The following is a 26,083-nucleotide window of genomic DNA, read 5'->3' on the forward strand; positions in this document are numbered from 1 at the left end:
TATTGATTTTTTCTATTATTCAAGTCAAATCACAAAATAATAGCTTAAATCATCTTTATTTATCACACAAGGTGCGATAGAGACGTTTTTTTGATACAATGATTACCAAAAAATAACAGGAGTTGAAGATATGAAAGCATGTGGTCTTATCGTGGAATACAACCCCTTTCATAATGGCCATTCCTACCATATTCAAGAAGCAAAGAAGACTGCAAATGCAGATTGTACCATTGCTATCATGAGTGGTTCCTTTCTACAGCGCGGAGAACCCGCAATTATTGATAAATTTCATCGTACGAAGGCTGCATTAGATTCAGGAATAGATATTGTTATAGAGCTACCGTTTGTTTATGCTGTTCAAAACAGTGATATATTTGCTGCAGGATCTGTCTTAACCCTTCATCAGATTGGTGTTTCTAGCATTTGTTTTGGTAGTGAGTCAGGTAGGATATCCTTCTTTATAAAAAGCTATGAAAACTATAAAGAAAAAGAACCCATCTATCGTGAAATATTGAAGTCAGGCTTAACAAAAGGTCTGTCATTTCCTGAAGCCAGCCGAATAGCTTATGAGAACATCGGTTTATCAACTAAGGAACTAGACCTCACTCTACCAAACAACATCCTTGGGTTTAGTTATGTAAAAACTATTTTAGAACACCAATTACCTATCGAGCCATTAACAATTAGTCGTACAAAAAATAACTTTCATGACAAAATGATAACAGATAAAATTGCAAGTGCTACAAGTATCAGGAAGAAATTATTTGAGGAAAATCAAATAACAGAAGCTATAAAAGCTACGATACCAGAAAAAAGTCATTATCAATTATCGGATTATAAAAGCTTAACAGGAAAATGGCATAATTGGGAGTATTATTTTCAGCTTCTTCATTATCGGGTAATGACCATGAGTTTAGACGAACTTAAGAATATACATGGAATAAACGAAGGTATTGAGCATCGCTTGAAAAAAACAGCAAAAAAAGCCACTACTTTTCATGAATGGGTTGAATTAATTAAAACAAAACGGTACACGTGGACGAGAATTCAACGAATGTTTATCCATATTCTCACTAATACAAAGAAAAGTGAAATCGCGTCTTTTACGAATCCATACACTATCCCTTATATTCGAATATTAGGCCTAACGAAACGTGGACAAGCATACCTTAATAGTAAAAAGAAAGATATATCCATCCCAATCGTCTTTGGCTTTAATCGGGATAAAAATCCAATGTTACAAATCGAGGAAAGAGCAACCCAAGCATATTATAGTATACTCGATCCAAGAATAAGACATAAGCTATTCCAGCAAGAATTAAGAGTCCCGATTATTAGAAATAGAAGCTAGACTAGCTATATTAAGAACTAGTCTAGCTTCTATTAAGGCAATTCTTGGAGATACTCCAATGCTTCATCGAAGGTATCTACTGGTATAATCTTCATATCTGTATTAATTTGTTCTGCTGTTTGCACTGCAATCTCATAATTTGATCCCTCTGCACCACCTTCATTTGGAGCAAAGAATATATCAATTCCCTCCCTATCTGCTGCTACCACTTTCTTATCAATACCACCTATTCGATATACATTACCGTTATAATCAATTTCACCAGTACCTGCAATTTGATATCCCTTTGTTAAATCTCCACCGGTAAGCTGATCGAATATTTCCAGAGAAAACATAAGTCCTGCACTAGGACCACCAATATTTCCGCTCGAGAATTCTACTGATGGTTCAACTGTCACGTCTCTATCCGTGACCAAACTGATACCAACTCCAACTTTTCCATTCATACTATCAAATTCTTCTAACATTATATCTTTTGTTAGGTGCTGTTCATCTCGAACAACTTCCAATGTTATAACATCATTAGCTTCTTTCTTGTCTACATAATTAATTAGATCATCCGCTTGTTCAATTTGGGTCCCATCAATTCCTATAATTCGATCGCCAGTTTGAAGAATTCCATCAGCTGGCATCCCCTTTAGCACAGAAACAACATATACTCCATTATAATCAATGGTGATTTCACTATTTGATGCTTCAAATGCCACAACAGTCGCTGCCTCTTGAGAATTTTCCATCACTTGAAGTTGTGCTTCCATATATTCCTTTTGGGAAATACCCTCTGGAAAGACCTCTTCTAAAGGTAAAATTTCATTATGCGGTAATATCTTTGCCAGTGCATACTGAATGGGCGTAGCCTGTATACCACTTACGGTAACAAGGTGCATATCACCCTCACTTGAATGACCTCCACTCACATTTACAATTGGATCTAATGCATCCGCTCCACCAGGTCTTTGTATGTAGTAAGGTAGCTGATAGGATGCTAAAAAATAAGCCAAGACTACAACAATTATTAAATATATAATATTTTTTCTAGAGAAGTTCATACGTCTAGTTTGTCCCCTTCCATTTCATACACACCATTAACAATAAAAGAAAATCTTTATAAAAGTGTATGGCATAAATAAGGTATGTATGTGCGTATATTGATATAGACTTGTACAAACTTTAGAGCCTGTATCTCTCTTTCCTTAGATAAAATTATTCTACTACTAACCAACTTAGATGTACAGAACAAAAGCATAAGCGTCCGTACAACGATGTAAGGACTGCTTCCTGCCATGTGGGTGGTTCGATGTTCCCACGACAAGTGCAGATTATAATCTATTAAACCTAACCGTGGAAGGTAGTTTGAATGTTTTATTCTGTAGACCATTATTCCATCATTAGAACTAACCATTTTTAAATACGTAAACTTGATATAACAAAGTGAAATGTCTATTTTCATTCCGCACACATGAAACACTACAAGCTTGGAGGGCATCCTATTGAAATCAATCTTAAAAACACTTATTTTCTCATGTACTACGATTTTTATAACGATATCACTGATAAAATTTCCCGATCCAGCACTAGAAGCTAGTATTCGCGGATTGAATCTCTGGTGGGAAGTCGTTTTTCCATCCCTACTACCTTTCTTTATAACGGCAGAACTATTACTCTCATTTGGAGTTGTTAAATTTATCGGTGTATTATTTGAACCTGTTATGCGACCTCTTTTTAATATACCAGGGGTGGGAAGTTTTGGATGGATGATGGGAATGGCGAGTGGTTATCCAACTGGAGCAAAAATTGCCTCCCGTCTAAGAGAGGAAAATCAATTAACCAAAATTGAAGCCGAAAGACTTGTTTCCTTTACCAATAACTCCAGTCCCCTATTTATCTTTGGGGCCATTTCTGTCGGTTTTTTTCACGACGCCAAATTAGGTATATTATTAGCAACTTGTCATTATCTAGGTAATGCTTTAGTAGGAATTAGTATGCGTTTTTACGGTAGAAAAGAAGAAATGAAACCAAAGGATAAAAAGAAAAAGGTTTCTCTAAAAAGGGCATTTTACGAAATGCATGAAACACAATTACAAGATCAACGACCTTTTGGTGAAATTCTAGGTGATGCTGTGCTTAATTCCATTAAAACATTGGTTATGGTAGGTGGATTTATTGTTCTATTTTCTGTATTAATTAAAATATTATTCTTGGTTGGTGTATCAGAAATAATAGCGACGTTTTTCGAATTAATCCTCATCATACTATCATTTCCAACAGATTATGCTTTACCATTCTTTTCGGGACTATTTGAAATAACAATAGGTGCGGATATGATTTCCAAAATTGGAACGGATTCATTATTACAACAAGCTATTTTAATTAGCTTTATCCTAGGCTTTAATGGCTTTTCCGTACAAGCACAGGTTGCTAGTATTTTAGCAAAAACAGATATCCGCTTTTATCCATATTTCTTTGCGCGTATATTACATGGAATGATAGCCAGTTTTTTAACCATTATCCTTTACAAACCTTTATATATAGATAAAAAAACGTTGGACCCTAATGACATGCCAGTAACGGCAACTCCAACAGAAAGCATTTGGGTCACAATATCAGAAATCATAAAAGACTTTGGTCCAATTATAACAATAAGCTTTTTAGGAATTGCTGCATGGATATTATGGAAAAGACGTAAAAGGAACAATGCTGCATGGAAATAATGCAGCATTGTTCCTTCAGGCTTTTATCGTTTATTTTGTTTTTTCTACGTATTAGTTGGATTATATGACAAAATTTAGTACACATTGACTTTCGCAACAAGCAACCACTATTCGTAGCAGTATGTAAACATCAATTTTCATGTTTAATTAATGAACATAATGAAGAGCCAAAACATTTTTTTCACAAAGCCCTTATTTAATATGACGATATTTTTCACGCAATGCGCTATGTACTACCTCTGGAACTAATCCAAAAATATCCCCATCATACTTCGCAATTTCTTTCACCATGCTTGAACTTAAAAAAGAATATTGATTGTTTGTCATCATAAACAATGTTTCAACCTCAGGGTTTAGTTTTCTGTTCATGGAGGTGATTTGCATTTCATATTCAAAATCGCTTACTGCACGTAACCCCCGAATAACTGCATCAGCATTTTTCTCCGCTGCATAATCCATTAATAAATAATCAGATGAATCTGTTAAAATATTAGGCAAATGCTTAGTAGATTCCTTTATTAACCTAATTCTTTCCTCTACAGAAAACAAGGATGTCTTTGCTTGATTGTTAAAAATAGCAACTATTACTCGATCAAAAATTTTAGATGCACGTTCAATAATATCTAGATGACCATTTGTTATCGGATCAAAGCTACCAGGGCAAATCGCCAATTTTCCCATATTTTAACTCCCTTTTAATTCTTTTTATATATGGTAATTCCTATTGTTCTACCATAATAATCCTGTTTAATCAGTTGTAATGGAGAATCATCATGAATTAAACTTTCCTGTGGATCATGCTCACAGTAAATAAGACCATTTTCCTCAATTAGCTCATATTCTATAATGTATTTTAATAATTTCTGATAATCGACCTTTTTATATGGTGGGTCCAGAAGAATTAAATTGAATTTTAGTTTTCTCTTTGCAGCAGCTTTTAATGCACGGAAAGCATCTGCACGGAATATCTCGACATGTTCTTGTAATTTAAGTAAACGAATATTCTCTTTTATTGTATGTATTGCTTTAGGATTCTTATCCACAAACACCCCACTGGACATTCCTCTGCTTATAGCTTCAATACCTAAAGATCCACTTCCGGCAAATAAATCGAGAACCATTCCATCATCAAAATATGGACCAAGCATTTGGTATATGGATTCCTTTACTTTATCTGTTGTTGGCCTTGTTGTCTTACCTGGGACTGCTTTTAATTGTCTACCTTTAAATTTTCCTGCAATGACCCGCATGTGTTCACCTCTATTACAACTATTCGCCCTATATCCTATCATAAAATAAACGTGCTGAAAACTATATTCAAAAGAATTTATATTTTATAGGTATAATAAAGAAAACCCTGTCCATAATAATTAATGATTCAACTAGTTAACTTGGTTGTTTCAAAACACGGAGAAGACTTAAACTTCCCCATAAGTTCTTCCTCCGGTTTCTCCTCTCCCTTTGCCTATTTGTTTTTCTTAGAAAAAACAAAGGGACCTGCAGAAGTATTTCTGCAGGTTTATTTTTTTCTACTTTATAATTATATCCCCATTTTATAGTCATATTGCTTCGCCTTGTCTGGCTTTGCATTTTCAAAATCTGTACGGATATAGGGTTTATATGATTTTTCTACTTTCGATACAAAAGGAAGCTTTAACAATCTAGTTTTTATATGGTCAATATCTACTTGGTTAACATAAATAATTGCATATTTCAACTTCTTAGATGCATATATTAAATGACCAAAACGTTTAATTTGTTTTAAATTTTTCATTTGATGAAACCATACAACTAATCCTTGTCTCTCCGTTCTCATTCGATATTCCTCACTAAGTTAATTTTATGTATATTATAAATGAACCAACTAACCCTCAGAGTTTTGAAGGTTAGTTGAGCTTTTATGATGCACAGCCACAAGCTCCGCCATGTCCGCAGCCAGTATCTGTTAATGCTGCCCCATCTTTAGGTGCTTTGATATTATCACTTACACTATTAACTACATATTGACTTATTTCATCTAACAAATTCTGAAGCTTGCGTTCGGCAATTTTATATAATGCAACTTTTTCATTCATATCCATTTCGCGTTTCGTCGATCTAACCTTTTTCATTATTTCATTATAGTCCGGGTGATATCTGCCAAAACGCTGAATATCGTCATAATGACTTTTCATATTGTTAAAGGCTTTAATAAGCTGTTGTGCTTCTTCATCATTATTCATGGCAATCCGTGATTCCTTATAATCTTCATAGACCTCAGATTCCTTAACCATTTTTCCCAGTTTTTCAGAATGGTCTAGAATTTCAACATATTCCAAAGTTGCTATCATCAAAACACCTCCCACACTTATTTTAGCATTTATTATATATAATGAAAACATATTGCCTTGATATGTTAATCCTTCATAGCACCAGCAAATTGTATTAGCATTTGAAGCATTTGTACATTATTTCCTATTCTCTCTAATTTCTGTGGAAGGGTTTTACCATAAAATACTTTTGCTTCTTTTTCCATTTCAGCTAAAACATTGGGATCCCTTGTTAAGTAACGATACCAGATCGGATGTTGACGGACAAAATTAACTAAGTCTGGACGATTATATAAATATTGGTACACGCTTTGTTCCATGTAATCCTCCTTTTAATCATGGAACCAATCAAATGGATGCGGTTCCCTTGATTTCTCCTGCTTCGATTCCTGAAATTGATTCACAAGCTCTTGAACCGTCCCAATCGTCTTACTTAAATTTGAAACCTGTCCCTGGATTTTATTTATATCTATATTCTCGGTTAATTTCATAATTTGGCTTATCAGTTCAAAATTTTTCTCATTTGATTTTGTTTCCGTATGTTTAGTAGACTCCGACTTCTCCATAAATTGATCCCAATATGGGTCGTCTTCACCTAACAAGGCCCACTTTTCATAATATTCCTGCCAAGATCTACCACTTTTACGGAGCTCACGAAGTAATGCTGGATGATTATTAACAAAATGTTTGAATGACACAATTGAAGGATGTAACTCTTGTTCCTTCATCTTTTCACCTCCATTACAGTCCTTTCTACTATATAATTTATGCGAATGTATCGTTTCTGTGCTTTTGACACATACCGAATCATATTCATAGCCTTTTTTGAATTCACCACATGTCCCACTTCCAATGAAAATTTAGGTGGGGGGGAAACTGCCCCTAAAACCTGAATCGTTAGGTTCTACAGAACGTAAATTTCAGGAGGCGTTGCGACTTTAGCCTTTGTTCCTTTGTTTCAGCGGGGGATGAAAGGAAACCGTCATTGATCGATGATTCATTTTATCCGAAGTTTTAGAGTCACCTCTAATATGGTTGTTCTAGGAAATTTTGTGTATAATAAAGTCGATACACGCCAACACCTAAATGTGTATACTCTTTATTCAATAAGGCTTCACGATGACTTTCACTATTTAGCCAACCCTCTATTGCAGCTGGTGCATCCGTATACTGGGCTGCTATATTTTCTCCTGCAGATACATAAAATACATCCTTTGTTGCTAACCTTTCCTTTAGGCCATCCCCATTTAACTTATAATGTGAAAAATAGTTGTTTTTGGCCATATCCTTGCTATGATTAAATGCAACCCCACTAACCGTTTCTTCCCATTCCAATATTGGTATATTATGTCGCTTTCGAATTACGTTGGTTAAATCAAATACTTGCTGTTCCATTCCTTTTTCAACATTTTTCCATTCCGATTCCGTCAAATCTGGTTTTTGGGGAAGATCTCCACGATAAACAATTTCATATGGACGATGCATTAATAATATGTCTGCAGATAAAACACGAATAGAAGAAAGCTTCTTAGTAATGGTATCAAAATATAGCTGTGCAAAAACATTTTCAGAAACCTTCATTAACGGTCGCATCATTAAATCTTCCTTGGTTAATCGAAAAGTATACGAAGATAAACCCTCTCTGTAGGTGACTTCATCCTCAAATGAGAATTCCTCATCTAGTTCATCATACATCTGTCCAATTTGTAGTGGTTTACCATTCATCTCCATTCCTGTTCCAAATACAGTTACAATTTCATTATTTAATATCCCAAATTGTAAATAACCCTTTGATTGTTTGTATATCCACCATTCATATTTATATGCGCTCGGATCTTTCCGTAATGGTTCTCCAAGCCGTTCTAATAGTAACTCATTAGATTGGCCAATACATTCAAACAAATCAATTTCCTCGGATATAACTGGAACTGACTTTATTTCAAGGAGATTGCTCTTTTCTTTTAGCGAACGATTAACTTGTATTAATTCCTCTTCATTAGCCATAAAATTCTGTTGTTCCGTGAAGTAGAAAATAGACAAAGCAATGACAGTAAGTATCACTATGCTTCGAATAAACCGCATCATACGATTCCCCTTCTCTACATTAATATAATCCATTCTATGTAACGAAAAGAGGAGAAATACTCGTTTACCTATCATTTCACCAAAGAAAAATGGTAAATCATTTATAAAATGGTATATTTATATTAGTACAAATATTTTCAATTGCATCTGAAGCGTTTTCGTACTATTATAAGTTAATGAGGACAAATAGCGAGGTGAGAAAAAATGAGAATAGAAAACACAGGAATTGATGACACAATTGTAGACTTAAAACCACTTGACCATCTGACGGGGAAACATGCTTTCATTCGTGCAGGTCAATGGGACTATGAAAGAGTAACCTACGACTATAAAGTTGCATCAAATGAAAAGAATATTACATATTATATTCGTATCCAAGGCCATGCACTTGAAGGTGATGTAGATAGCGGTAATGCAGTTATCAAATTACTAACTCCTCTACTAGGTAAACATTATTATCCTCACGGGGTAGAATACGGAGAAGAAGAACAGTTTCCAAAAGATCTTGTTGAGCGAGCAAAAACACTACTAACAAAAGTAGCTGATGAACTTGCTCCATATAAAAAATAGTAAAAAAAGGTGTGAACATTTTGTTCACACCTTTTATATTCTTTCTTCATCTTGCCAACCTAAATTGTACGCCAAAAAGCTGCTCTATAACCCTCATTTTTCTAATATGAAAAATGGAAAAAACAACAAGTTAAACATTAAGCATACCTAGTTAGAAGCCCCAAACCGCACGGAATAAGTTGGTTGTTTCTCCAACATCAAATAACACATATAAAAATAGATATACCATAATTCCTGTACCTGCAGAGAAAAACCAAATAATTGCTGTTACAGGTCCCCATTTTCTGTGAATCTTAATTTTACGTTTAAAAGCAAGGATAAGTGTAATGACCCCAAAAATTGCTCCAGTAGTTGCCAATATAATATGGAAAATCAGAAAAATAGTATAATAAACTTTTAATTCTTCCGGACCTCCAAAGCTTGTGCTTCCAATAAATACTGTGCGTGATATATAAATGGTAAAGAATATCAATGCACTTATAGCTGCTAATATCATCGTTTTCTTATGCGCTTTTTCTTGTCCTTTTGTAATAAACCTCCACCCTATTGCCACTAAAATGGCACTTACTAGAATAAAAAAAGTACTTAATGTTGGTAAAAAATACATGAGTTAAACAATTCCTTTCTAGCATATTACTCTATCCATTTTGATTAATGCGTGTCAACTGTAGTAGTTGTATTAGGCAAAGGATCTACTTTCGCCCCCTCATCCTTAAACCATTTATAAATTATTGAAGTTAGAACTGAACCATATGCAATTTCCTGAATAACCTTCATAATAATACCGCCCCATTGCTGGTCTCTCATTAAGCTAAGAGGAGAAAACATTTCTGGTCCAGATAATGCAGGCGCAATTCCATTTAACACAGTATTCGGTACGCATAAACTTAAAGCTGTTAGCCAAGCACCTTCTTGTGTATATGCAGCATACAAAGGGTCAGATGCAAATATAATGAGAACACATGCAGGGGTAATTAGCACACTATTAGAGAAAATATAGCCTATCTTTAATAATGGTTTTAATCTATCTACTTCTTTTACAGGTGCTAATTGCGGAAGCCACATAATAAATGCTGCTAGGAATAATATCACATGTATAACACTATGGACTACAGGTGACGATTTCGTAAAATTAAACACGACAGGAATGTGGTACAAACTAAATAAACCATTGAATAACAATAAAGAAATAACAGGCTTTGTTAAGAATAAAGTAATCTTACCTATTATTGGTGTATAAAGGATTTTTTTCCAAATCCATACTGGTAATCCTTTAATTAGTAGGATCGGTGTAATAATTAAGTAGACCGCCATTTGTGTCATGTGTGCGGTTAACATAATATGAGATAGTAAATCTACCGGTGACCCTTTTGCAATATAAATTAAAACGATACCTAAATAAAAAGAAAATTGCTGACCAGCGCTTGGAGATGGATTGTCCGTAAATTTTTTACGCATTGGACCTGTAATTAAATAATATGATAAGGCAATACATAAAAGAAATATGAAAAAGAAAGGACTCCACAAAGCCCGAAAACCAAATATTTGTAACTCTAGCCACATCTTTACTCACTCCAATAAATGGATTTATCTTAATTATACAATATAAATACGGTGTAAATCGAATTATATTGTGACGATATTAAAACAAAATATTCAATATTTCTCTGACACTATGCACTACCTATTGTCATCCACACACACATCTATGTAATTAGAAAAAAGACCGGGAAGCACTCCCGATCTTTTTATCTTATTCTTTACCACCAAATAATGGTTGTAAATGTTAATACAGTTATCACGGCTACCCAAATACCGCCGTAAATTAAAGCAGCAACTACTTCATGTCCTTTATCTTTCATGTGCATAAAATAATAGAATTGGAATCCTACCTGCACAACAGCCAATATAAATATGAATGGTATAACAAATGTTCTATCCATTCCCGCTCCTACAACGAGAAAAGCAACTAATGTAAAAATTATCATTAACGCAAAAGAAACAAGTTGATGCTTCATCTCTTTCTTCTGCTCATGCTTCTTGAAGGAATTAAGTTTATTGATACTAGTATTATTAGTCATAAATTAACTCACCATCCCCATCAAGTATACTACTGTGAAAATAAATACCCAGACAACATCAATAAAGTGCCAGTAAATAGCAAATGTATTAAATTTAGGGGCGTTATATAAACTTAAACCTCGTTTTGCATTTCGAACCATTAATGCCATTAACCAGCTTAAACCAAAGACAACGTGACCACCATGGAAACCAACCAAAGTGTAGAATGCTGATCCAAATGCAGAAGAACGGAAAGTAAATCCATAGTCTGTAATATAGTGTGCAAATTCATAGATTTCACAAGCAAGGAATGATAAACCAAGTAAAGCAGTAATTCCTAGCCATAGTTGCATCTTTTTGAAGTTATTGTTCTTCATATGATAAATAGCATATACACTTGTTAGAGAACTTGTTAACAAAAGAACTGTCATTACAAATACAAGTTCTAAACCATACAGGTCTTGTGTAGAAGGACCGCCTGCAGTCGAATCCTTTAATGATAGGTACGTTGCAAACAAACAAGCAAATAAAACTGTTTCACCACCAAGGAAGAACCATAAACCTAGAAATTTATGCTTTCCCTCTTGTGTTGCTTTCGCCGGATCTTCATGAATATTTTCCGGATTCAAGGAATGATCTTGACTCATATTAGTCAGCCTCCTTTTCAAGGTCTTCTTTATGAATATGATAGCCATGGTCATCTTTCAATGAACGAGTAAGCATTGCTAATAAAGCAATTGCAAATCCAAGATAAAGTACGATTAACCATGTCTTATTATCCACTTGATAAATAAAACCAAAGGAAGCAATTGTAAACCCAATTGATATAATTAAAGGCAATATGGATCCATTAGGCATATGAATATCTTGAACTGGCTCTGACGGAGTCATTTTTTCATTTCCATCCATCTTCTCAATCCAATATGGATCTAAGCCACGAACCAATGGCAACTGTTTAAAGTTATATACTGGAGCTGGTGAAGAAATTGACCATTCCAATGTACGTCCAGTTCCCCAAGGGTCGTTAGGTGCTTTCTCTTTTTTAGCATGTGTATAAATGATGTTAATAGCAAAGACAATTGTACCTGCTGCCATACCGAAAGCACCAATTGTACTTACTAAGTTACCAGTATCTAATTGTTGACCTTCTAAGAAGACCCAGTAACGACGTGGCATTCCCATTAGACCTAGGAAGTGCTGAACCATAAAAGTTAAATGGAAACCAATAAAGAACAACCAAAAAGCAATTTTACCCAATGTTTCATTAAGAACTTTACCGAATAATTTTGGCCACCAATATGTGAATCCAGCTAAAATACCAAATACAACCCCACCAACAATAACATAGTGGAAGTGAGCAATAACGAAGTACGTATCATGGTACTGAAAGTCAGCATTGGCTGCTCCTAGCATTACCCCGGTCATTCCCCCAATGGTGAATGATGGAATAAAGCCTAATGCCCATAGCATGGATGCACTCATGCGGATACTACCGCCCCACATCGTTGCCAACCAGTTAAATATTTTAATCCCAGTTGGTACTGCAATAGCCATTGTTCCTACAGCAAAAATAGAGTTTGCCACAGGGCCTAGACCTACTGTAAACATATGGTGTGCCCAAACCATGAATCCTAAGAATGCGATTAAGAATGTTGCAAACACCATTGATGAGTAACCAAATAAACGTTTTTTCGTAAATACTGGAAAGATTTCACTAAATATACCAAAAGCCGGTAATATTAAAATATATACTTCAGGGTGACCAAATATCCAGAACAAGTGTTGCCAGATAACAGAGTTACCACCTAAAGTAATATCAAAAAACGCAGACCCGAACATACGGTCAAACATTAATAAAAACAGACCCACAGTTAATGCAGGGAATGCGAATAGAATTAATATACTTGCTACAAAAGTGGTCCAAGTAAATAATGGCATACGCATGTACGTCATTCCTGGTCCACGCATCGTAACAATGGTTACAAGGAAATTAATACCACCCATTAATGTCCCTGCACCAGAAAGCTGAAGACCCATTACATAATAATCTACACCATGTCCTGGTGATTGAGCAGATAATGGGGCATATGCTGTCCAACCAGCATCAGGTGCTCCACCTACAAACCAACTTACGTTCATTAGCAGTCCACCTAATAGGAATAGCCAAAAGCCCAATGCATTCAGAAAAGGAAACGCAACATCGCGCGCACCTATTTGTAGAGGCATAATAGCGTTCATAAATCCTAGCAACATTGGCATGGCTGCAAAGAATATCATTGTTGTACCATGCATGGTAATCATTTCATTGTACAAACCAGCACTGATAAAATCATTTTCTGGTTTTATTAATTGAATACGAATGATTAGAGCTTCTATACCACCAAGAATAAAGAAAAATGCACCCGCTACAAGATACATATTCCCTATTTTTTTGTGGTCAACTGTCGTTAAGTAATCCCACAAGATAGCACCGAAGCCTTTATTCTGAGTAGATTCAATACTCAAGACATTAACCTCCCTTTTGTTCTTTCATCCCATTAACTACTTATATTTCTAATTTCCGGCACTTTCTGGACTTACTGCCGAATGGTCTAATTGCATCAAATATTCTGCAATACTATTTGCTTCTTCTTCAGAAAGGTTTGGATAATTACCAGTCATTAGATTTCCTGGTTTAATTGACTCTGGATCCATTAACCAATCTACTAAGTTTTCTTTCGTTGGTTCCAAAATACCAGCAACGGTAGAACGATTTGCATAGTTAGTTAAGTTTGGACCCGTTGCAACAGGTGAAGATCCAATCGCATGACAGCCCATACAATTATTTGCTTCAAAAAGTTCTTTTCCTTCTTGTGCTACTGCATCTTGTGGCGTAGCTTCTGGGTCAACATTTTTCATATCCTCTACCCAAGTATCAAATTCCTCTTGGCTAACTACTACTACTTTAAAATCCATCAATGAGTGAGATGGTCCACAAAGTTCAGCACATTTACCCCAATATACCCCTTCTTCGTAAGCCTCAATATACATAGTATTTACATTTTCGGGGTTAGCATCGATTTTTCCGGATATTGTCGGAACCCAGAATGAATGTATAACGTCATTCGACTTAATATCCAAGTATACTTTTTCACCAACAGGGATATACAAATCCTGACTTGTTTGTATTTCTTGGCCTTTATAATCAAAATGCCACCAATATTGATTACCTGTTACCTCAATATTTAATGAATTACTAGCATCCGTTGTATCTGCCAAATCAAACACGGATATAACAGTAGGGATAGCCATTACAAAAACTAAGATAATAGGTATTCCTGTCCAAACAATTTCTAAAGTGTGATTACCCTCGACTTGTTTTGGAATATAATCTTCCTGCCCTTTCTTTTGGCGGAAACGCACAAGAGCAATTGTGAATACTAACATAACAACAAGAAACACAGCTACCATAATAATTGTGGAAAGAATCATCATATCCATGGACTCTTCCGCACCATACCCTTTAGGGTCAAGAGCTGTTAAATTCTCCTTACCACATGCAGCTAGTACAAGTGATACAAAGCCTAACATTATCAAGGCTTTCAATTTTCCCATCCAACGACTCATGTATTCATACCTCTCTTTCTCCTTTTTGTTTTTTTATCTATTTTAAAAAAATAAAAAACAACTCATGTAATCTGATACTAATTAAATATCGGTAAAGTTACTACAATCATCAATAAGAAAATAATTGTTAAGTAATTTAAAGAAAAAATGAATATTAGATTTGCCCATTTCAAATCATCTTTCATATAAAACCCCTTTATACCGATAATCAACCAAGCAATATTAAGCAATGTTGCTATTGCGATAAATATAGTACCTAGAGATGCTAGAAAAAACGGTAATGGAAGTAGACAAGCAATGTATATCACAATTTGACGCTTTGTCATTTCAAATCCATGTACAACGGGAAGCATTGGAACATCTGCCGCCCTATAATCTTCCACTTTTTTCATAGCCAATGATAGGAAATGCGGTGTTTGCCAAATGAACATAATCAAGAACATCATAGTCGGTACCAAATGATATTCTGGAGATATTGCCAACCAACCAATCAGTGGTGGCACCGCTCCCGAAAAACTTCCAACAATTGTATTTAAGGTGGTTTTTCTCTTTGACCATATAGTATATAACACAACATAAACAAACCAACCAAAAAATGCTGTCACTGTTGCTGCTACCGTTGTAAACAATAATAATATAATACCAATAGTCGTAGTAAGTATTCCCATTGTTAAAACACTTTTACTGGAGAAGAACCCTGTTACAGTTGGTCGACTTTTCGTACGTGTCATTTTAGGATCAATATCAACATCAAACCAGTTATTAATGATACAGCCTCCAGCAATAACTAAACCACTACCTATCAAAGTTAGGAGAATTACATCCCAATTAGATGATAGAGTTGTACCAGTAAAATAAATTGCTAACCATAGTCCCGTGAAAGTAGTCATTAAGTTAGAGTTAACAATGCCAATTTTAATAAGTGCTTTTATCTCAGAGATAATCTTCTTGAATTTTTGTCTATTTGTAACTGTTGAATCATTTATTATTTCTGAATACGGCGTACTCGCTTTATTCATATCTCTATACCCCCTTTTACACAATGTCAATGTTGTTAATATAATCTAGGAAATCATTAAAAAGGACACTAGTCAATAAATCATGATAAGAAATACATCTATTTAGACATATTGTATATTATCTTAACACGGAGTACGCCTCTGAATTGTGACAAAAATTCGAATTTAAGCAGTTATTAAATCGAACAATTACCTAAAATGTATGTATTTTGGCTACTTTTCAGCATAGCTAGCATTTATTCCCTATACTATTTCTAGCAAACTACAAGCAATAATGCAAGGAGTTTTTACTTTTTAGAAGATGAAAATAATATTTATCCATGTTACTATTTAATTATGCGGGCAATTTTTTGTTGGATTATTTTGCATACTAATATTATTATTAGTAAAAGTAAGTATAAATATATAATTTAAATATAATAAAGTGAGGCATACATAACAATGATAAAAAAGCTTAAGTGGTTATCGATAGTAGCAACAGTTGGTATGCTGCTGATCCTATTAGGAGGAGCATTAGTAACAAAAACTGGTTCAGAAGATGGATGTGGTAATAGTTGGCCACTATGCGAAGGACAGCTTATCCCATCTGAATATACTTTTGAAATGGTTGTCGAATTAAGTCACCGCCTTGTTTCTGGTGTGGTCGGAATTGTAGTAGTTTTACTCGCAGTACTGGCTTGGAAAAATATTGGACATATACGCGAAGTGAAATTCCTTTCATTTGTCTCAGTCCTCGTATTAATCCTACAATCGCTAATTGGAGCAGGTGCAGTAATATGGGGACAATCAGATTTTATATTAGCAACACATTTTGGAATATCTTTAGTATCCTTTGCTACTGTATTTTTGCTGATGCTACTTATATTTGAAATAGATCAGAAATGGGATACACAGTCACTTTATATTAAAAAGAAACATCGCATTGAGATTTATGCTTTATCCATTTATACACTTATAGTAGTGTATACCGGTGCACTTGTACGACATACAGAATCTAATTTAGTTTGTGGAGGGTGGCCATTATGTAATAATAACTCCGCTTTCTTAGATTATAATTTTCAGCAATGGATTCAAATGGGTCACCGTCTAGTTGCGGGAATTCTAATGATTTGGACCATTCTTCTCTTTGTCAAAATGGTTAAACATTACCGTACAAATAAAGTAATGTTTTGGGGATGGACAATTACCCTGTCACTAATTATATTGCAAGTTTTCTTTGGAGCAATGATTATCTTCACTTTATTAAACCTAGGAATTGCACTTATGCATGCACTTGTTATTTCGTGTTACTTTGGTATGTTAAGTTATTTCATCTTACTATCAACTCGTAGCGCTAAAATGGAAGAAGCGGAAATAACGAACCAAGAAAAACAAATTCAAACAGCCATTAAATTCTAGATCAAAGAGCAAATCATCATTGATGGAGCCTAACTTCAGTCCCGTGGTACAAGTACTAATTTAGCTCCGTACTACGGGGAATCTCAAATTTCCCTCATCAACTTTACCCATGGGATGTCTTAATTATTTCTTAACGACGAAAAGAAAGGAAGCAATCTAACAGATTGCTTCCTTCTTATTTTTACTCAAATTCTATTAGTAAATCATCAACGTCAATGCTATCGCCATTTTTGACATGTATTTCTTTTACAACACCTCTATAAGGAGCTTGAATTGTTGTTTCCATCTTCATTGCTTCTGTAGTTAATAGATAATCACCTTTATCAACATGATCACCTTTACTACAATTCACTTCAAGTACTGTTCCAGGCATGGTTGCACCAATTTGCTTATCATTCCCTTTGTCGACTTTCGATCTCGTTGCTACGGAACTTTGAATACTTTCATCTTTCACATTTACTTGACGTGGTTGACCATTTAACTCAAAGTAAATCGTTCTTGTCCCATCAGGCTTTGCCTCAGAAATGGATATCAATTTAACAAATAAGGTCTTCCCTTTTTCTATCTCTACTTCAATCTCTTCTCCTAGTTGCATTCCATAGAAAAATGTAGGAGTGTCTAAAACGGACATGTCACCATATTCTTCATGGAATTTTTGATAATCTAAAAATACTTTTGGATATAGTGCATGTGAAATAACATCAAAACTCGTTACTTGTCGATTTAATGACTTGAATAAATTATTTCTTAATTCTGTAAAGTCTACTGGTTCTAGTAATTCGCCAGGACGTACTTCAATTGCTTCTCTGCCCTTTAAGATAATACGTTGAAGTTCTTTTGGAAAACCTTGATACGGCTGTCCAATAAAACCTTGTGCAAATTCAATTACAGATTCAGGGAAATCAATCGATTCTCCTCGTTCATAGATATCGTCCTCTGTTAAGTTATTTTGCACCATAAATAATGCCATATCACCGATTACTTTTGATGATGGTGTAACTTTTACAATATCCCCAAACATATCATTTACTTGGCGGAACATTGCTTTAACTTCATCCCAGCGATTTCCTAATCCAACTGCTTTTGCCTGTTGCTGTAGGTTACTATATTGACCACCAGGCATTTCGTGGAAGTAAATTTCTGTATGCGGAGATTTCATTCCACTTTCGAAATCAGTATAGTATTCACGCACACCTTCCCAATATGCTGAAAGTTTTTCATAGTTCTCAATATTTACTTTCGGTTGTCGTTCTGCACCTTCTAGAGCATGGTAAAGTGTTTGCGCACTTGGCTGCGACGTATGACCTGCCATTGAACCGCTTGCAACATCTACTACATCAACACCGGCGTCAATCGCTCTTGCATACGTAAATATACCATTTCCACTCGTATCATGTGTATGAAGGTGGATAGGAATATCAATAGATTCTTTTAATGTAGAAATTAATTGATAAGCAGCCTCCGGTTTTAATAAACCAGCCATATCTTTGATTCCAAGAATATGTGCACCAGATGCTTCTAACTCTTTTGCCATTTCTTTATAATATGCTAAATCATATTTTGTACGGCCTTTATCTAAAATATCACCAGTATAGCATAAGGTTGCTTCTGCAATCTTGTTATTTTCTCGAACAGACTCGATTGCTAATCTCATACCTGTAATCCAATTCAGACTATCGAAAATTCGGAAAACATCAATTCCAGCAGTAGAGCTTTTCTCAACAAACTCACGAATTACATTGTCCGGATAGTTTTTATAACCTACTGCGTTACTAGCTCTTAATAACATTTGGAATAGCACATTCGGCATTTTCTCGCGTAATTTTAGAAGTCTTTGCCAAGGGTCTTCTTTCAAGAACCGGTAGGAAACATCGAAAGTTGCTCCCCCCCACATCTCAACGGAGAATAAATTCGGTAATAGTTTTGCGGTTGGTTCTGCGATTTGAAGTAAATCTTTAGAACGTACCCTTGTTGCTAATAGCGACTGATGTGCATCCCGGAATGTTGTATCAGTAAGTAATACTTCCTTCTGACCTTTTAGCCAATTAGCTAAGCCTTCAGGACCCTCTTCATCTAAAATCTGTTTTGTTCCTCGAGGGAATTCCTCAATATTACTAACCTTTGGTATTTTTAGATTAGAAAAATCAGGCTTACCTTTTTTATCCATACCCTGCATACCATTAACAGTTGTATGACCAATATATTTAAGCATTTTCGTACCACGGTCTTTACGTTTAGGGAAAACGAATAATTCAGGTGTTTTATCAATGAAAGTTGTATCATAATTGCCTGATAAGAATTGTTCGTGCATCATTACATTTTCTAAGAAATGAATGTTTGTCTTAATACCTCTAATTCGAAATTCCTTCAAATTTCGCACCATTTTATGTGCAGCTTGCTCAAATGTCAATGCATGCGTAGACACTTTAACTAAAAGTGAGTCATAGTATGGTGATATAACGGCACCCTGATAAGCGTTACCAGCATCAAGCCGTACTCCAAATCCACCACCGGAACGATATGCCATGATTTTTCCAGTATCAGGCATAAAATTATTTAATGGATCTTCCGTAGTAATACGAGATTGGATTGCGTATCCATTCGTTCTTATTTCTTGTTGTTCTGGAATTCCAATTTCCTTACTATTTAATTCATAACCTTGCGCAACTTTCACTTGTGTTTGTACAACGTCTATACCTGTCACCATTTCAGTAATAGTATGTTCAACTTGTACACGTGGATTAACTTCTATAAAGTAAAATTCATCATTCGTTACAAGAAATTCTACAGTACCTGCATTAATATATTGTACATTTTCAGCCAATCGAACTGCAGCCTCACATATTTCCATACGAAGACTTTCTGATAAAGATAAGCTTGGTGCCACTTCAATTACTTTTTGATGTCGACGCTGTACAGAGCAATCACGTTCATACAAATGAACAATATTACCATGTTGATCTCCTATAATTTGCACTTCAATATGCTTCGGATTTTCAACTAGCTTCTCAACATATATTTCATCATTACCGAATGCAGCTTTTGCCTCTGATTTTGCACGTTCATATGCTTCTTCCACATTTCTTTCATTGCGAACTATTCGCATACCACGTCCTCCACCACCAAGTGAGGCTTTAATGATAATTGGATAACCATGTTTTGATCCAAAATCAATGACTTCCTCAACACTTTCTACTGGACCATCACTACCTGGAATAACAGGTAATCCTGCATTTACAGCTTGCTCTCTAGCTTTAACCTTGTCACCGAACATACTAAGATGTTCACTAGTTGGTCCTATAAATATTAAACCTTCCTCTTCACAACGCCTTGCAAATTCGATATTCTCTGAAAGGAAACCATAGCCAGGGTGAATAGCATCCACATCCACTTTTTTCGCTAATTCAATGATACCTTCAATATCAAGATAAGCATCAATTGGCTTTTTACCTTCGCCGATAAGATAAGCTTCATCAGCTTTGAAACGATGGTATGACCCTGAATCCTCCTTTGAATAAATAGCTACTGTGCGAATATTCATTTCGGTACAAGCCCGAAACACTCGAATTGCAATTTCCCCACGATTTGCAACTAGTACTTTGTTGATTCGTTTGATTTCCGCCATGTTACTCCTCCTATTTCTACTTTGTAGATTCATTCTCTTTTTTCTTAGTATGCATTGCAATATTATTAAGAATGCCCATTGCAATGAGCATTACTAATAATGAAGATCCTCCATAACTAACAAAAGGTAAAGGTACACCTGTTATTGGTAAAAGCCCACTAATAGATCCTAAATTAATAAAGGATTGGATACCTACCATGGAGGATATACCAATTGCAAGTAATGACCCAAAACTATCATCACATTTTCTAGAGATAAAAATCCCCCGTAAAACGATAATAGCTAGCATTCCAATTACAATGACTACCCCCATAAGACCTAATTCCTCAGCTATGATAGCCATGATAAAATCAGTATGTGCTTCCATTAAATACCCAAGTTTTTGAACACTTTGCCCAAGTCCTTCCCCTGTTAAACCACCCACCCCAATTGCTAAATAGGATTGTATCAAATGATAACCATCTGTATCGGGAGTTTCAAACGGTTGATATGCTCCTGTAAACCTTGACAGCCTTTCTTCCGTTACCATAAACGGTGCAGCTAAAAGAATTAGCACAATGCCAATACCAATTAGCAAAGACAGATGTTTTAATTTAATACCTGAGCTAAAAATAACAGAACAGGCAATTAGAAAAATAATAGCAGCTGTTCCAATATCTGGTTGTAATACAATTAGACTTAGAATAATCCCTGTCATGACTAATGGAGGCAATACCCCACGAGCAAATTCGTTCAAGTATGCCTGTTTTTTAGAATAAACAGACGAAAGGTACATAATTAAAGCTAGTTTTGCAAACTCAGAGGGTTGCATGCTTAACGGGCCGATATTATACCAGGATTTTGCATTATTAACCTCATTCCCGAACGGAAATAATCCTAATAAAAGTATAATCACTGCCAAAACGATTACTTTCATTAATTTCTGATATTTTTTATAAGGAAAGATGGATGTAAATATAAATCCTATCAAACCTATGGCAAACCAAATAGATTGCCTTACGAGATAGTGAGTAGCTTCATTTCCTTCCACTACTGCTGTTACCATGCTAGCACTATATATCATGAGTGTTCCAAAAGCTGTTAATAGAATGGGGGTTATGATTAGTGTGTAATCATAATGTTTTAATCTCTGAATCATCATACTACTCCCTACTAAATATGTATTCTATTTAAATAGCAGCAGATGAAAATAGAAATATTTCTAATAGTTTACCATAATTGCACCAATTTTGTAAATTCTATTAAATATTTTCTAGTTTATCTACAACTACTATTCATTAAAACAAAAAAACCTTGCCAATTTCTATATTCAGGCAAAGTTTTTGCATAATCTTGCATCCTGTTGAGGGAACTACTACGCATTTTTTTGAGAAGCTTCGTGAAGAATATTAAGCTTCTTTTCAAGATTTTCCAGAAGCTCTTTACCTTCTTCCTCCGTAATTAAACTCAAACGAACTGCAAAATCTATTTCCCTAGATAAGCCAAACATTTGTGTATCCAGTACATCTTCATATACAGGGCATTGTGGCATCGTTAAATTTTCTATTTGAACCTCTATCAGTCTTAGGATTTTTTCCGCGTCAGCCTTCAGAAGAGCGTGGGCTTTATCACGATGGTTCACAGTTACCTCAGGCATCAAATATATCCCCTCCGCTTAAAAGACTTTCCTTATATTATACTATATTATCGTTAGCACTTAAAAAATGCAAATATAATTAAATCAACTTTTATAATGAAATATTTAATATGTAATGAAATATTTCATTATTTTTGCTATCCTAATTAAAGGTTACATTATTTCAAGTTCTTTAAATAAGTGATAGATACATGAGGGGGAAATTAATAATGATATTACCTATAGTTGGTAACGTTTCCTATAGCATTACATTGGATCCAACCGTTTGGATTTTTGATGACAGAAAGATTCTGTTAGAAGAAGCGTTTACGACAGGCCAGGAAACTAAAAAAGAAAACAAACTGGAAAAAGCAGCTGAGAGATTCAATAATGAGGTTGTTGGACAATATTCAAAACCACCAGTTAATAGAAGCATATCAAAAATGGAAGGAAAAGAATTTCTAAAAAATTCTTATGTTATGCCCATTAAAGATTTTATTCGAAATGCAGAAATCAAATCGACTGCTAAGCATGCAATATTAAAAGTAGAAAACGATAAAAGTAATATTCAAATTTCACTAGAAGAATTAGAAAATGGTTATTTGCAATTTTCTAGAGACGGAAAACCACTTAAAGATGATGGACCTGTTTATTTTTATTATAATGATGGTTCAAACAAAGATAACCCAATTAAAAACATTAAAAAAATAGAAATTAATTAACATCATATATAAAAAAGCTGTCACGTATATAGTGGCAGCTTTTTTATATAGCTTTTGTATAATTTATCCCATTCTATCCAAAATAAATGTACGAGCAGTTATATAGGAGGGATGATATACATGAATTTACGAGTTAGTTTACTCTTACTTGTTTCGCTTTTTCTGATAACCGCATGTGCTCAAGAGGATGAAAAATCTTTAGAATCCCAGCAAACAAATGATCAATTCATTCAGGTTAAAAATTCGGATTCTAGTGAGTTACCAGAGTTAACCAATAGTGAAATTGCTGCACACTTAGCGAATGTTGCTAGTGATGTGCCTGATGTTAATGACGCCGAAGCCATAGTAGCAGGTCCATATACCGTTGTTGGTATTGACGTTGATAAAGATTTAGATCGTTCACGTGTTGGAACTATAAAATACACTGTACTAGAAGCACTGTACCATGATCCATATGGAAAAACAGCAGTTGTTGTAGCTGATGGAGATGTCACAGAAAGAATTAGAGGTATGGCTGAAAAAATAGAACAAGGACAGCCTGTCCAAGGGTTTGTAGATGAACTTTCTGCTATCGTTGGCAGATACATGCCTGATTTCCCTATTCAAAATAAATTACCGGAGCAACAAGACCAAAATAAGAAAACAATTCCTGAGGAGAAGAAAAAGGATTTAGAAGAAATTGAAAAAGAGCAATCCAACCATCGTATTAATGAGGAATAACTACCGTTATAATAACACAAGGTTAAGATCTGTTAGTGTAAAATAATATATCTCCTATTAATGAAGAGCGAATAGTCGCTCTTTTTTTCTTCTTCACACCTTATTCGTATCTAATCAGATAAAAATCTATGTTATACTATAAGGGTAGGTAGTAGAAATTTGGGGTGAAATCTATGCAAGTGAAATGCACACTATGTGACCGGATCGATTCCTTAATGGATAATTCTTTTCAAGCAAAGAAATTAAGAAATAGAAGAAGATATATGTATTTATGCGACAATTGTTACGAACGAATTGATAATAAAACAAAACAGCGTCATGCAACAGGAAAATTTCGTCTATATAAAGAAAAGAAACGTGAAGATGATTTTATCTAAGGCGTTTTTCTTTCGTTTTATGAAAATTGGTGCGTTATAATCGTAACGGTAATACGCGATACTTTCCAACGGCGGCTGGTGATTCCTCTCTTTCATTCAAAATTAGCGTGTATTTCCCCCGTTAATTTTGAACGTTACTTTTTTTTCTAAAATTTTAAGGTTTAGGACTGGTCGAATCGGAAATCAACGCATACGAATGAATGCATATCATCTATATATGAAAAAACTTATTCCATAACAAAAAAACGCCAATAAAGGCGTTTTTTTGTTATGGAGTAGTATTTTCCTTTTTATTTTTCCTCTGAAAATGAAGCCTTGTACGATAAATGGCCAAAACCAAATTTATTACGATTAAGCTTTCTACACTTGGCATTCTCATAACCGTACTAAATATAGTTATGATAAATACACCGATTAAAAGCATTATATATACAATAACAGTCTTCAATATAGGTAATTTTTTGGCAAAACCTAACTCAAATGCAATAACTGATAACACTAAATTTAATACATAAAATATCCAAAAAATATTATCCGTACCATTTATCTCTAATATATAATCAAAAACAAGTCTAAAATTATCCATCTGTCTCCCCCATTACTTCAATACACTCTTACACTATCTTACTAAATCTGCATTAAACTTGCTAGAGTAACGTATAACGAAATTATACATTTTTTTTGAAAAGATAGCATATTACATTTATAATGAATTTATATGTAATCTCAAGTCTGTAGGTTATAAGACCTCTTAACCTGCAAGAAATAGAGGTGTTTTATAATGGCCCAATTAAATATTCCTATGCTAATACTAGCCTTTTTAGTAATTGCGATGTTTGTTGGAGTAGGTATAGCTATTTCACTTGGCAATATTTGGTTAATTCTATTATTTATTGTATTAGGATTTGCTATTATGGGTTATGGCCTATCCATAAAAAGAAAGGAAGGAAATGATGCTTAAGTGTCATTTCCTTCCTTTCTTTATCGAATCAATTATTTCTTTATGCAGACACGAATTACATGTCAATATAGAGTTTTTCTTAAGCATATTTAATGGGTTCCCATCAATATCAGTTGTTACTCCGTCAACTTCATTAACAATAACAATTCCTGCAGCAATATCCCATGGCGAAAGTCTCATAGAGAGATATCCATCAATAATACCTTCTGCGAGGAAAGCAAATTCGAGTGCAGCAGAACCATATGTTCTTGTACCACGAACTTTACGAACAAATTGCTGCATCGTTTCTTTCTGAACGAAGCGGTTATCACATAGCCAAAAATGATTCATCCCAATGATACCTTCACGTATATCTACATCCTGGTTCAACAAAGGTAATTGCTTATCATTTTTAAAGGCACCTTCATTTCTTATTGCATGATAAAAATTATTGGCCATTACATCATAAATAATGCCAATCTCACCAATTCCATCATGATAAATTCCTATTGATATGGCAAAATTACGCTTCTGATGTACAAAATTCATCGTGCCATCTATCGGATCAATAATCCAGATGGTTCCATTCATACTAGTCAGACGATCACCATAGCCCTCTTCCCCTATAATTGAATGATTTGGATAAGTCTCTTTTATTTTCTGTACAAAAAAAGATTCTGTTTCTTTATCTAATGTAGTAACAAGGTCATTAGGATTAGATTTTGTATCTACGTCATATGGACTGTCCATCTTATTCCGAATATTTTCTCCTGCTTCTTTTACCCAATTCATTGCCACTTGATATATTTCTTTACGAATTTCCGAGTTCATACTGATTCCTCCATAACTGCTATATAAGAGGTCGTTCAAAAAAGTCCGATAAAAATGACACATGGAAGTTTCGACGCACGGGTCGTGCTTGTATCGGCGCTCTCCATATGTTTTCGGTGGAGAGAGTAACTGTAGTCCTAGGA

The 26,083-nt window shown here is 34.7% G+C and carries 28 protein-coding genes; 8 read left to right on the forward strand and 20 right to left on the reverse strand.

Annotated elements, in window-relative coordinates:
* Positions 1–130: 130 nt before the first annotated feature.
* Positions 131–1,351, forward strand: a complete 1,221-nt coding sequence (locus tag CAO17_RS08970) for a nucleotidyltransferase (RefSeq protein ID WP_085992488.1) — start codon at positions 131–133, stop codon at positions 1,349–1,351.
* A 32-nt stretch (positions 1,352–1,383) separates the two neighbouring features.
* Here the strand turns inward: CAO17_RS08970 and CAO17_RS08975 are convergent, their stop codons facing one another.
* On the reverse strand, positions 1,384–2,400 hold the full coding sequence (locus tag CAO17_RS08975; protein ID WP_085992489.1) for a SepM family pheromone-processing serine protease: 1,017 nt from the start codon (positions 2,398–2,400) through the stop codon (positions 1,384–1,386).
* Between the two features lie 441 nt (positions 2,401–2,841).
* Between CAO17_RS08975 and ylbJ the strand changes: the two genes are divergently transcribed.
* Positions 2,842–4,062, forward strand: coding sequence for a sporulation integral membrane protein YlbJ (gene ylbJ / locus CAO17_RS08980; RefSeq protein WP_085992490.1), 1,221 nt, complete (start codon positions 2,842–2,844; stop codon positions 4,060–4,062).
* Positions 4,063–4,254: 192 nt separating this feature from the next.
* On the opposite strand, the gene coaD is transcribed toward ylbJ, so the two are convergent.
* From coaD to CAO17_RS09015, 7 genes are all read right to left on the reverse strand, one after another.
* The gene (gene coaD / locus CAO17_RS08985; protein ID WP_085992491.1) at positions 4,255–4,743 is read right to left on the reverse strand and encodes a pantetheine-phosphate adenylyltransferase; all 489 of its coding nucleotides are present in this window, start codon (positions 4,741–4,743) and stop codon (positions 4,255–4,257) included.
* A 14-nt stretch (positions 4,744–4,757) separates the two neighbouring features.
* A complete protein-coding gene (gene rsmD / locus CAO17_RS08990) occupies positions 4,758–5,312 on the reverse strand; it encodes a 16S rRNA (guanine(966)-N(2))-methyltransferase RsmD (RefSeq protein WP_085992492.1) in 555 nt (184 codons plus the stop codon).
* A 290-nt stretch (positions 5,313–5,602) separates the two neighbouring features.
* Entirely contained in the window at positions 5,603–5,878 is a 276-nt protein-coding gene (locus CAO17_RS08995) for a YlbG family protein (protein WP_085992493.1), read from the reverse strand.
* A gap of 82 nt (positions 5,879–5,960) precedes the next feature.
* Positions 5,961–6,392 carry a YlbF/YmcA family competence regulator gene (locus CAO17_RS09000; protein WP_085992494.1) on the reverse strand — a complete coding sequence of 144 codons (432 nt, stop codon included), beginning with the start codon at positions 6,390–6,392 and terminating at the stop codon, positions 5,961–5,963.
* Between the two features lie 65 nt (positions 6,393–6,457).
* Complete coding sequence (locus tag CAO17_RS09005) at positions 6,458–6,691, reverse strand: YlbE-like family protein (protein WP_085992495.1); 234 nt, start codon at positions 6,689–6,691, stop codon at positions 6,458–6,460.
* Positions 6,692–6,703: 12 nt separating this feature from the next.
* Positions 6,704–7,099 (reverse strand): YlbD family protein, encoded by a 396-nt coding sequence (gene ylbD, locus CAO17_RS09010; protein WP_085992496.1) that lies wholly within the window; start codon positions 7,097–7,099, stop codon positions 6,704–6,706.
* Positions 7,100–7,397: 298 nt separating this feature from the next.
* Positions 7,398–8,489, reverse strand: coding sequence for a CAP domain-containing protein (locus CAO17_RS09015; RefSeq protein WP_245831813.1), 1,092 nt, complete (start codon positions 8,487–8,489; stop codon positions 7,398–7,400).
* A gap of 171 nt (positions 8,490–8,660) precedes the next feature.
* Between CAO17_RS09015 and CAO17_RS09020 the strand changes: the two genes are divergently transcribed.
* Entirely contained in the window at positions 8,661–9,026 is a 366-nt protein-coding gene (locus CAO17_RS09020) for a YugN family protein (protein WP_085992498.1), read from the forward strand.
* Positions 9,027–9,177: 151 nt separating this feature from the next.
* Here the strand turns inward: CAO17_RS09020 and CAO17_RS09025 are convergent, their stop codons facing one another.
* From CAO17_RS09025 to cyoE, 7 genes are all read right to left on the reverse strand, one after another.
* Positions 9,178–9,633: a DUF420 domain-containing protein gene (locus CAO17_RS09025; protein ID WP_085992499.1), complete on the reverse strand. Its 456-nt coding sequence runs from the start codon at positions 9,631–9,633 to the stop codon at positions 9,178–9,180.
* Positions 9,634–9,677: 44 nt separating this feature from the next.
* Positions 9,678–10,589, reverse strand: coding sequence for a cytochrome c oxidase assembly factor CtaG (gene ctaG / locus CAO17_RS09030; RefSeq protein WP_085992500.1), 912 nt, complete (start codon positions 10,587–10,589; stop codon positions 9,678–9,680).
* Positions 10,590–10,786: 197 nt separating this feature from the next.
* Complete coding sequence (gene ctaF, locus CAO17_RS09035; protein ID WP_085992501.1) at positions 10,787–11,107, reverse strand: cytochrome c oxidase subunit IVB; 321 nt, start codon at positions 11,105–11,107, stop codon at positions 10,787–10,789.
* A 3-nt stretch (positions 11,108–11,110) separates the two neighbouring features.
* On the reverse strand, positions 11,111–11,734 hold the full coding sequence (locus CAO17_RS09040) for a cytochrome (ubi)quinol oxidase subunit III (RefSeq protein WP_085992502.1): 624 nt from the start codon (positions 11,732–11,734) through the stop codon (positions 11,111–11,113).
* 1 nt (position 11,735) lies between these two features.
* The gene (ctaD, locus tag CAO17_RS09045; protein ID WP_085992503.1) at positions 11,736–13,592 is read right to left on the reverse strand and encodes a cytochrome c oxidase subunit I; all 1,857 of its coding nucleotides are present in this window, start codon (positions 13,590–13,592) and stop codon (positions 11,736–11,738) included.
* Positions 13,593–13,640: 48 nt separating this feature from the next.
* Complete coding sequence (gene coxB / locus CAO17_RS09050; protein ID WP_085992504.1) at positions 13,641–14,693, reverse strand: cytochrome c oxidase subunit II; 1,053 nt, start codon at positions 14,691–14,693, stop codon at positions 13,641–13,643.
* 77 nt (positions 14,694–14,770) lie between these two features.
* Positions 14,771–15,712, reverse strand: a complete 942-nt coding sequence (gene cyoE / locus CAO17_RS09055; RefSeq protein ID WP_085992505.1) for a heme o synthase — start codon at positions 15,710–15,712, stop codon at positions 14,771–14,773.
* A gap of 441 nt (positions 15,713–16,153) precedes the next feature.
* Here cyoE and CAO17_RS09060 point away from each other — a divergent pair, with 441 nt between their 5' ends.
* Positions 16,154–17,110, forward strand: a complete 957-nt coding sequence (locus tag CAO17_RS09060; protein WP_085992506.1) for a COX15/CtaA family protein — start codon at positions 16,154–16,156, stop codon at positions 17,108–17,110.
* Between the two features lie 181 nt (positions 17,111–17,291).
* Here CAO17_RS09060 and pyc read toward each other — a convergent pair whose 3' ends face one another.
* The 3 genes from pyc to CAO17_RS09075 form a co-directional block, all read right to left on the reverse strand.
* Positions 17,292–20,735, reverse strand: coding sequence for a pyruvate carboxylase (gene pyc, locus CAO17_RS09065; protein ID WP_085992507.1), 3,444 nt, complete (start codon positions 20,733–20,735; stop codon positions 17,292–17,294).
* Positions 20,736–20,751: 16 nt separating this feature from the next.
* On the reverse strand, positions 20,752–21,873 hold the full coding sequence (ftsW, locus tag CAO17_RS09070; RefSeq protein ID WP_085992508.1) for a putative lipid II flippase FtsW: 1,122 nt from the start codon (positions 21,871–21,873) through the stop codon (positions 20,752–20,754).
* A 216-nt stretch (positions 21,874–22,089) separates the two neighbouring features.
* On the reverse strand, positions 22,090–22,371 hold the full coding sequence (locus tag CAO17_RS09075; protein ID WP_085992509.1) for an Fpa/YlaN family protein: 282 nt from the start codon (positions 22,369–22,371) through the stop codon (positions 22,090–22,092).
* Positions 22,372–22,580: 209 nt separating this feature from the next.
* Between CAO17_RS09075 and CAO17_RS09080 the strand changes: the two genes are divergently transcribed.
* The 3 genes from CAO17_RS09080 to CAO17_RS09090 all read left to right on the forward strand — a co-directional run bounded on the left by CAO17_RS09080 (position 22,581) and on the right by CAO17_RS09090 (position 24,169).
* Entirely contained in the window at positions 22,581–23,072 is a 492-nt protein-coding gene (locus CAO17_RS09080) for a hypothetical protein (protein ID WP_085992510.1), read from the forward strand.
* Between the two features lie 120 nt (positions 23,073–23,192).
* Positions 23,193–23,792, forward strand: a complete 600-nt coding sequence (locus CAO17_RS09085) for a YhcN/YlaJ family sporulation lipoprotein (RefSeq protein ID WP_085992511.1) — start codon at positions 23,193–23,195, stop codon at positions 23,790–23,792.
* A gap of 173 nt (positions 23,793–23,965) precedes the next feature.
* Positions 23,966–24,169 (forward strand): YlaI family protein, encoded by a 204-nt coding sequence (locus tag CAO17_RS09090; RefSeq protein ID WP_085992512.1) that lies wholly within the window; start codon positions 23,966–23,968, stop codon positions 24,167–24,169.
* Positions 24,170–24,437: 268 nt separating this feature from the next.
* Here CAO17_RS09090 and CAO17_RS09095 read toward each other — a convergent pair whose 3' ends face one another.
* Positions 24,438–24,755 carry a YlaH-like family protein gene (locus CAO17_RS09095; RefSeq protein ID WP_085992513.1) on the reverse strand — a complete coding sequence of 106 codons (318 nt, stop codon included), beginning with the start codon at positions 24,753–24,755 and terminating at the stop codon, positions 24,438–24,440.
* Between the two features lie 195 nt (positions 24,756–24,950).
* Between CAO17_RS09095 and CAO17_RS09100 the strand changes: the two genes are divergently transcribed.
* The gene (locus CAO17_RS09100; RefSeq protein ID WP_085992514.1) at positions 24,951–25,130 is read left to right on the forward strand and encodes a DUF5325 family protein; all 180 of its coding nucleotides are present in this window, start codon (positions 24,951–24,953) and stop codon (positions 25,128–25,130) included.
* Between the two features lie 3 nt (positions 25,131–25,133).
* Here CAO17_RS09100 and CAO17_RS09105 read toward each other — a convergent pair whose 3' ends face one another.
* Complete coding sequence (locus CAO17_RS09105) at positions 25,134–25,940, reverse strand: inositol monophosphatase family protein (protein ID WP_085992515.1); 807 nt, start codon at positions 25,938–25,940, stop codon at positions 25,134–25,136.
* Positions 25,941–26,083: the final 143 nt, after the last annotated feature.

The organism is Oceanobacillus senegalensis (genome assembly GCF_900176885.1).
Taxonomy (GTDB): domain Bacteria; phylum Bacillota; class Bacilli; order Bacillales; family Amphibacillaceae; genus Oceanobacillus; species Oceanobacillus senegalensis.

Coding starts and splice junctions, on each gene's coding strand:
- CAO17_RS09075 (WP_085992509.1), bottom strand. CDS start 22,371: ATGCCTGAGGTAACTGTGAACCATCGTGATAAAGCCCACGCTCTTCTG.
- pyc (WP_085992507.1), bottom strand. CDS start 20,735: ATGGCGGAAATCAAACGAATCAACAAAGTACTAGTTGCAAATCGTGGG.
- coaD (WP_085992491.1), bottom strand. CDS start 4,743: ATGGGAAAATTGGCGATTTGCCCTGGTAGCTTTGATCCGATAACAAAT.
- CAO17_RS09095 (WP_085992513.1), bottom strand. CDS start 24,755: ATGGATAATTTTAGACTTGTTTTTGATTATATATTAGAGATAAATGGT.
- CAO17_RS08970 (WP_085992488.1), top strand. CDS start 131: ATGAAAGCATGTGGTCTTATCGTGGAATACAACCCCTTTCATAATGGC.
- CAO17_RS09105 (WP_085992515.1), bottom strand. CDS start 25,940: ATGAACTCGGAAATTCGTAAAGAAATATATCAAGTGGCAATGAATTGG.
- CAO17_RS09100 (WP_085992514.1), top strand. CDS start 24,951: ATGGCCCAATTAAATATTCCTATGCTAATACTAGCCTTTTTAGTAATT.
- CAO17_RS09085 (WP_085992511.1), top strand. CDS start 23,193: ATGAATTTACGAGTTAGTTTACTCTTACTTGTTTCGCTTTTTCTGATA.
- CAO17_RS09025 (WP_085992499.1), bottom strand. CDS start 9,633: ATGTATTTTTTACCAACATTAAGTACTTTTTTTATTCTAGTAAGTGCC.
- CAO17_RS08995 (WP_085992493.1), bottom strand. CDS start 5,878: ATGAGAACGGAGAGACAAGGATTAGTTGTATGGTTTCATCAAATGAAA.
- CAO17_RS09090 (WP_085992512.1), top strand. CDS start 23,966: ATGCAAGTGAAATGCACACTATGTGACCGGATCGATTCCTTAATGGAT.
- CAO17_RS09040 (WP_085992502.1), bottom strand. CDS start 11,734: ATGAGTCAAGATCATTCCTTGAATCCGGAAAATATTCATGAAGATCCG.
- ylbD (WP_085992496.1), bottom strand. CDS start 7,099: ATGAAGGAACAAGAGTTACATCCTTCAATTGTGTCATTCAAACATTTT.
- CAO17_RS09005 (WP_085992495.1), bottom strand. CDS start 6,691: ATGGAACAAAGCGTGTACCAATATTTATATAATCGTCCAGACTTAGTT.
- CAO17_RS08975 (WP_085992489.1), bottom strand. CDS start 2,400: ATGAACTTCTCTAGAAAAAATATTATATATTTAATAATTGTTGTAGTC.
- CAO17_RS09020 (WP_085992498.1), top strand. CDS start 8,661: ATGAGAATAGAAAACACAGGAATTGATGACACAATTGTAGACTTAAAA.
- CAO17_RS09080 (WP_085992510.1), top strand. CDS start 22,581: ATGATATTACCTATAGTTGGTAACGTTTCCTATAGCATTACATTGGAT.
- CAO17_RS09000 (WP_085992494.1), bottom strand. CDS start 6,392: ATGATAGCAACTTTGGAATATGTTGAAATTCTAGACCATTCTGAAAAA.
- ftsW (WP_085992508.1), bottom strand. CDS start 21,873: ATGATTCAGAGATTAAAACATTATGATTACACACTAATCATAACCCCC.
- CAO17_RS09015 (WP_245831813.1), bottom strand. CDS start 8,489: ATGGATTATATTAATGTAGAGAAGGGGAATCGTATGATGCGGTTTATT.
- cyoE (WP_085992505.1), bottom strand. CDS start 15,712: ATGAATAAAGCGAGTACGCCGTATTCAGAAATAATAAATGATTCAACA.
- coxB (WP_085992504.1), bottom strand. CDS start 14,693: ATGAGTCGTTGGATGGGAAAATTGAAAGCCTTGATAATGTTAGGCTTT.
- CAO17_RS09060 (WP_085992506.1), top strand. CDS start 16,154: ATGATAAAAAAGCTTAAGTGGTTATCGATAGTAGCAACAGTTGGTATG.
- ctaG (WP_085992500.1), bottom strand. CDS start 10,589: ATGTGGCTAGAGTTACAAATATTTGGTTTTCGGGCTTTGTGGAGTCCT.
- ctaF (WP_085992501.1), bottom strand. CDS start 11,107: ATGACTAATAATACTAGTATCAATAAACTTAATTCCTTCAAGAAGCAT.
- rsmD (WP_085992492.1), bottom strand. CDS start 5,312: ATGCGGGTCATTGCAGGAAAATTTAAAGGTAGACAATTAAAAGCAGTC.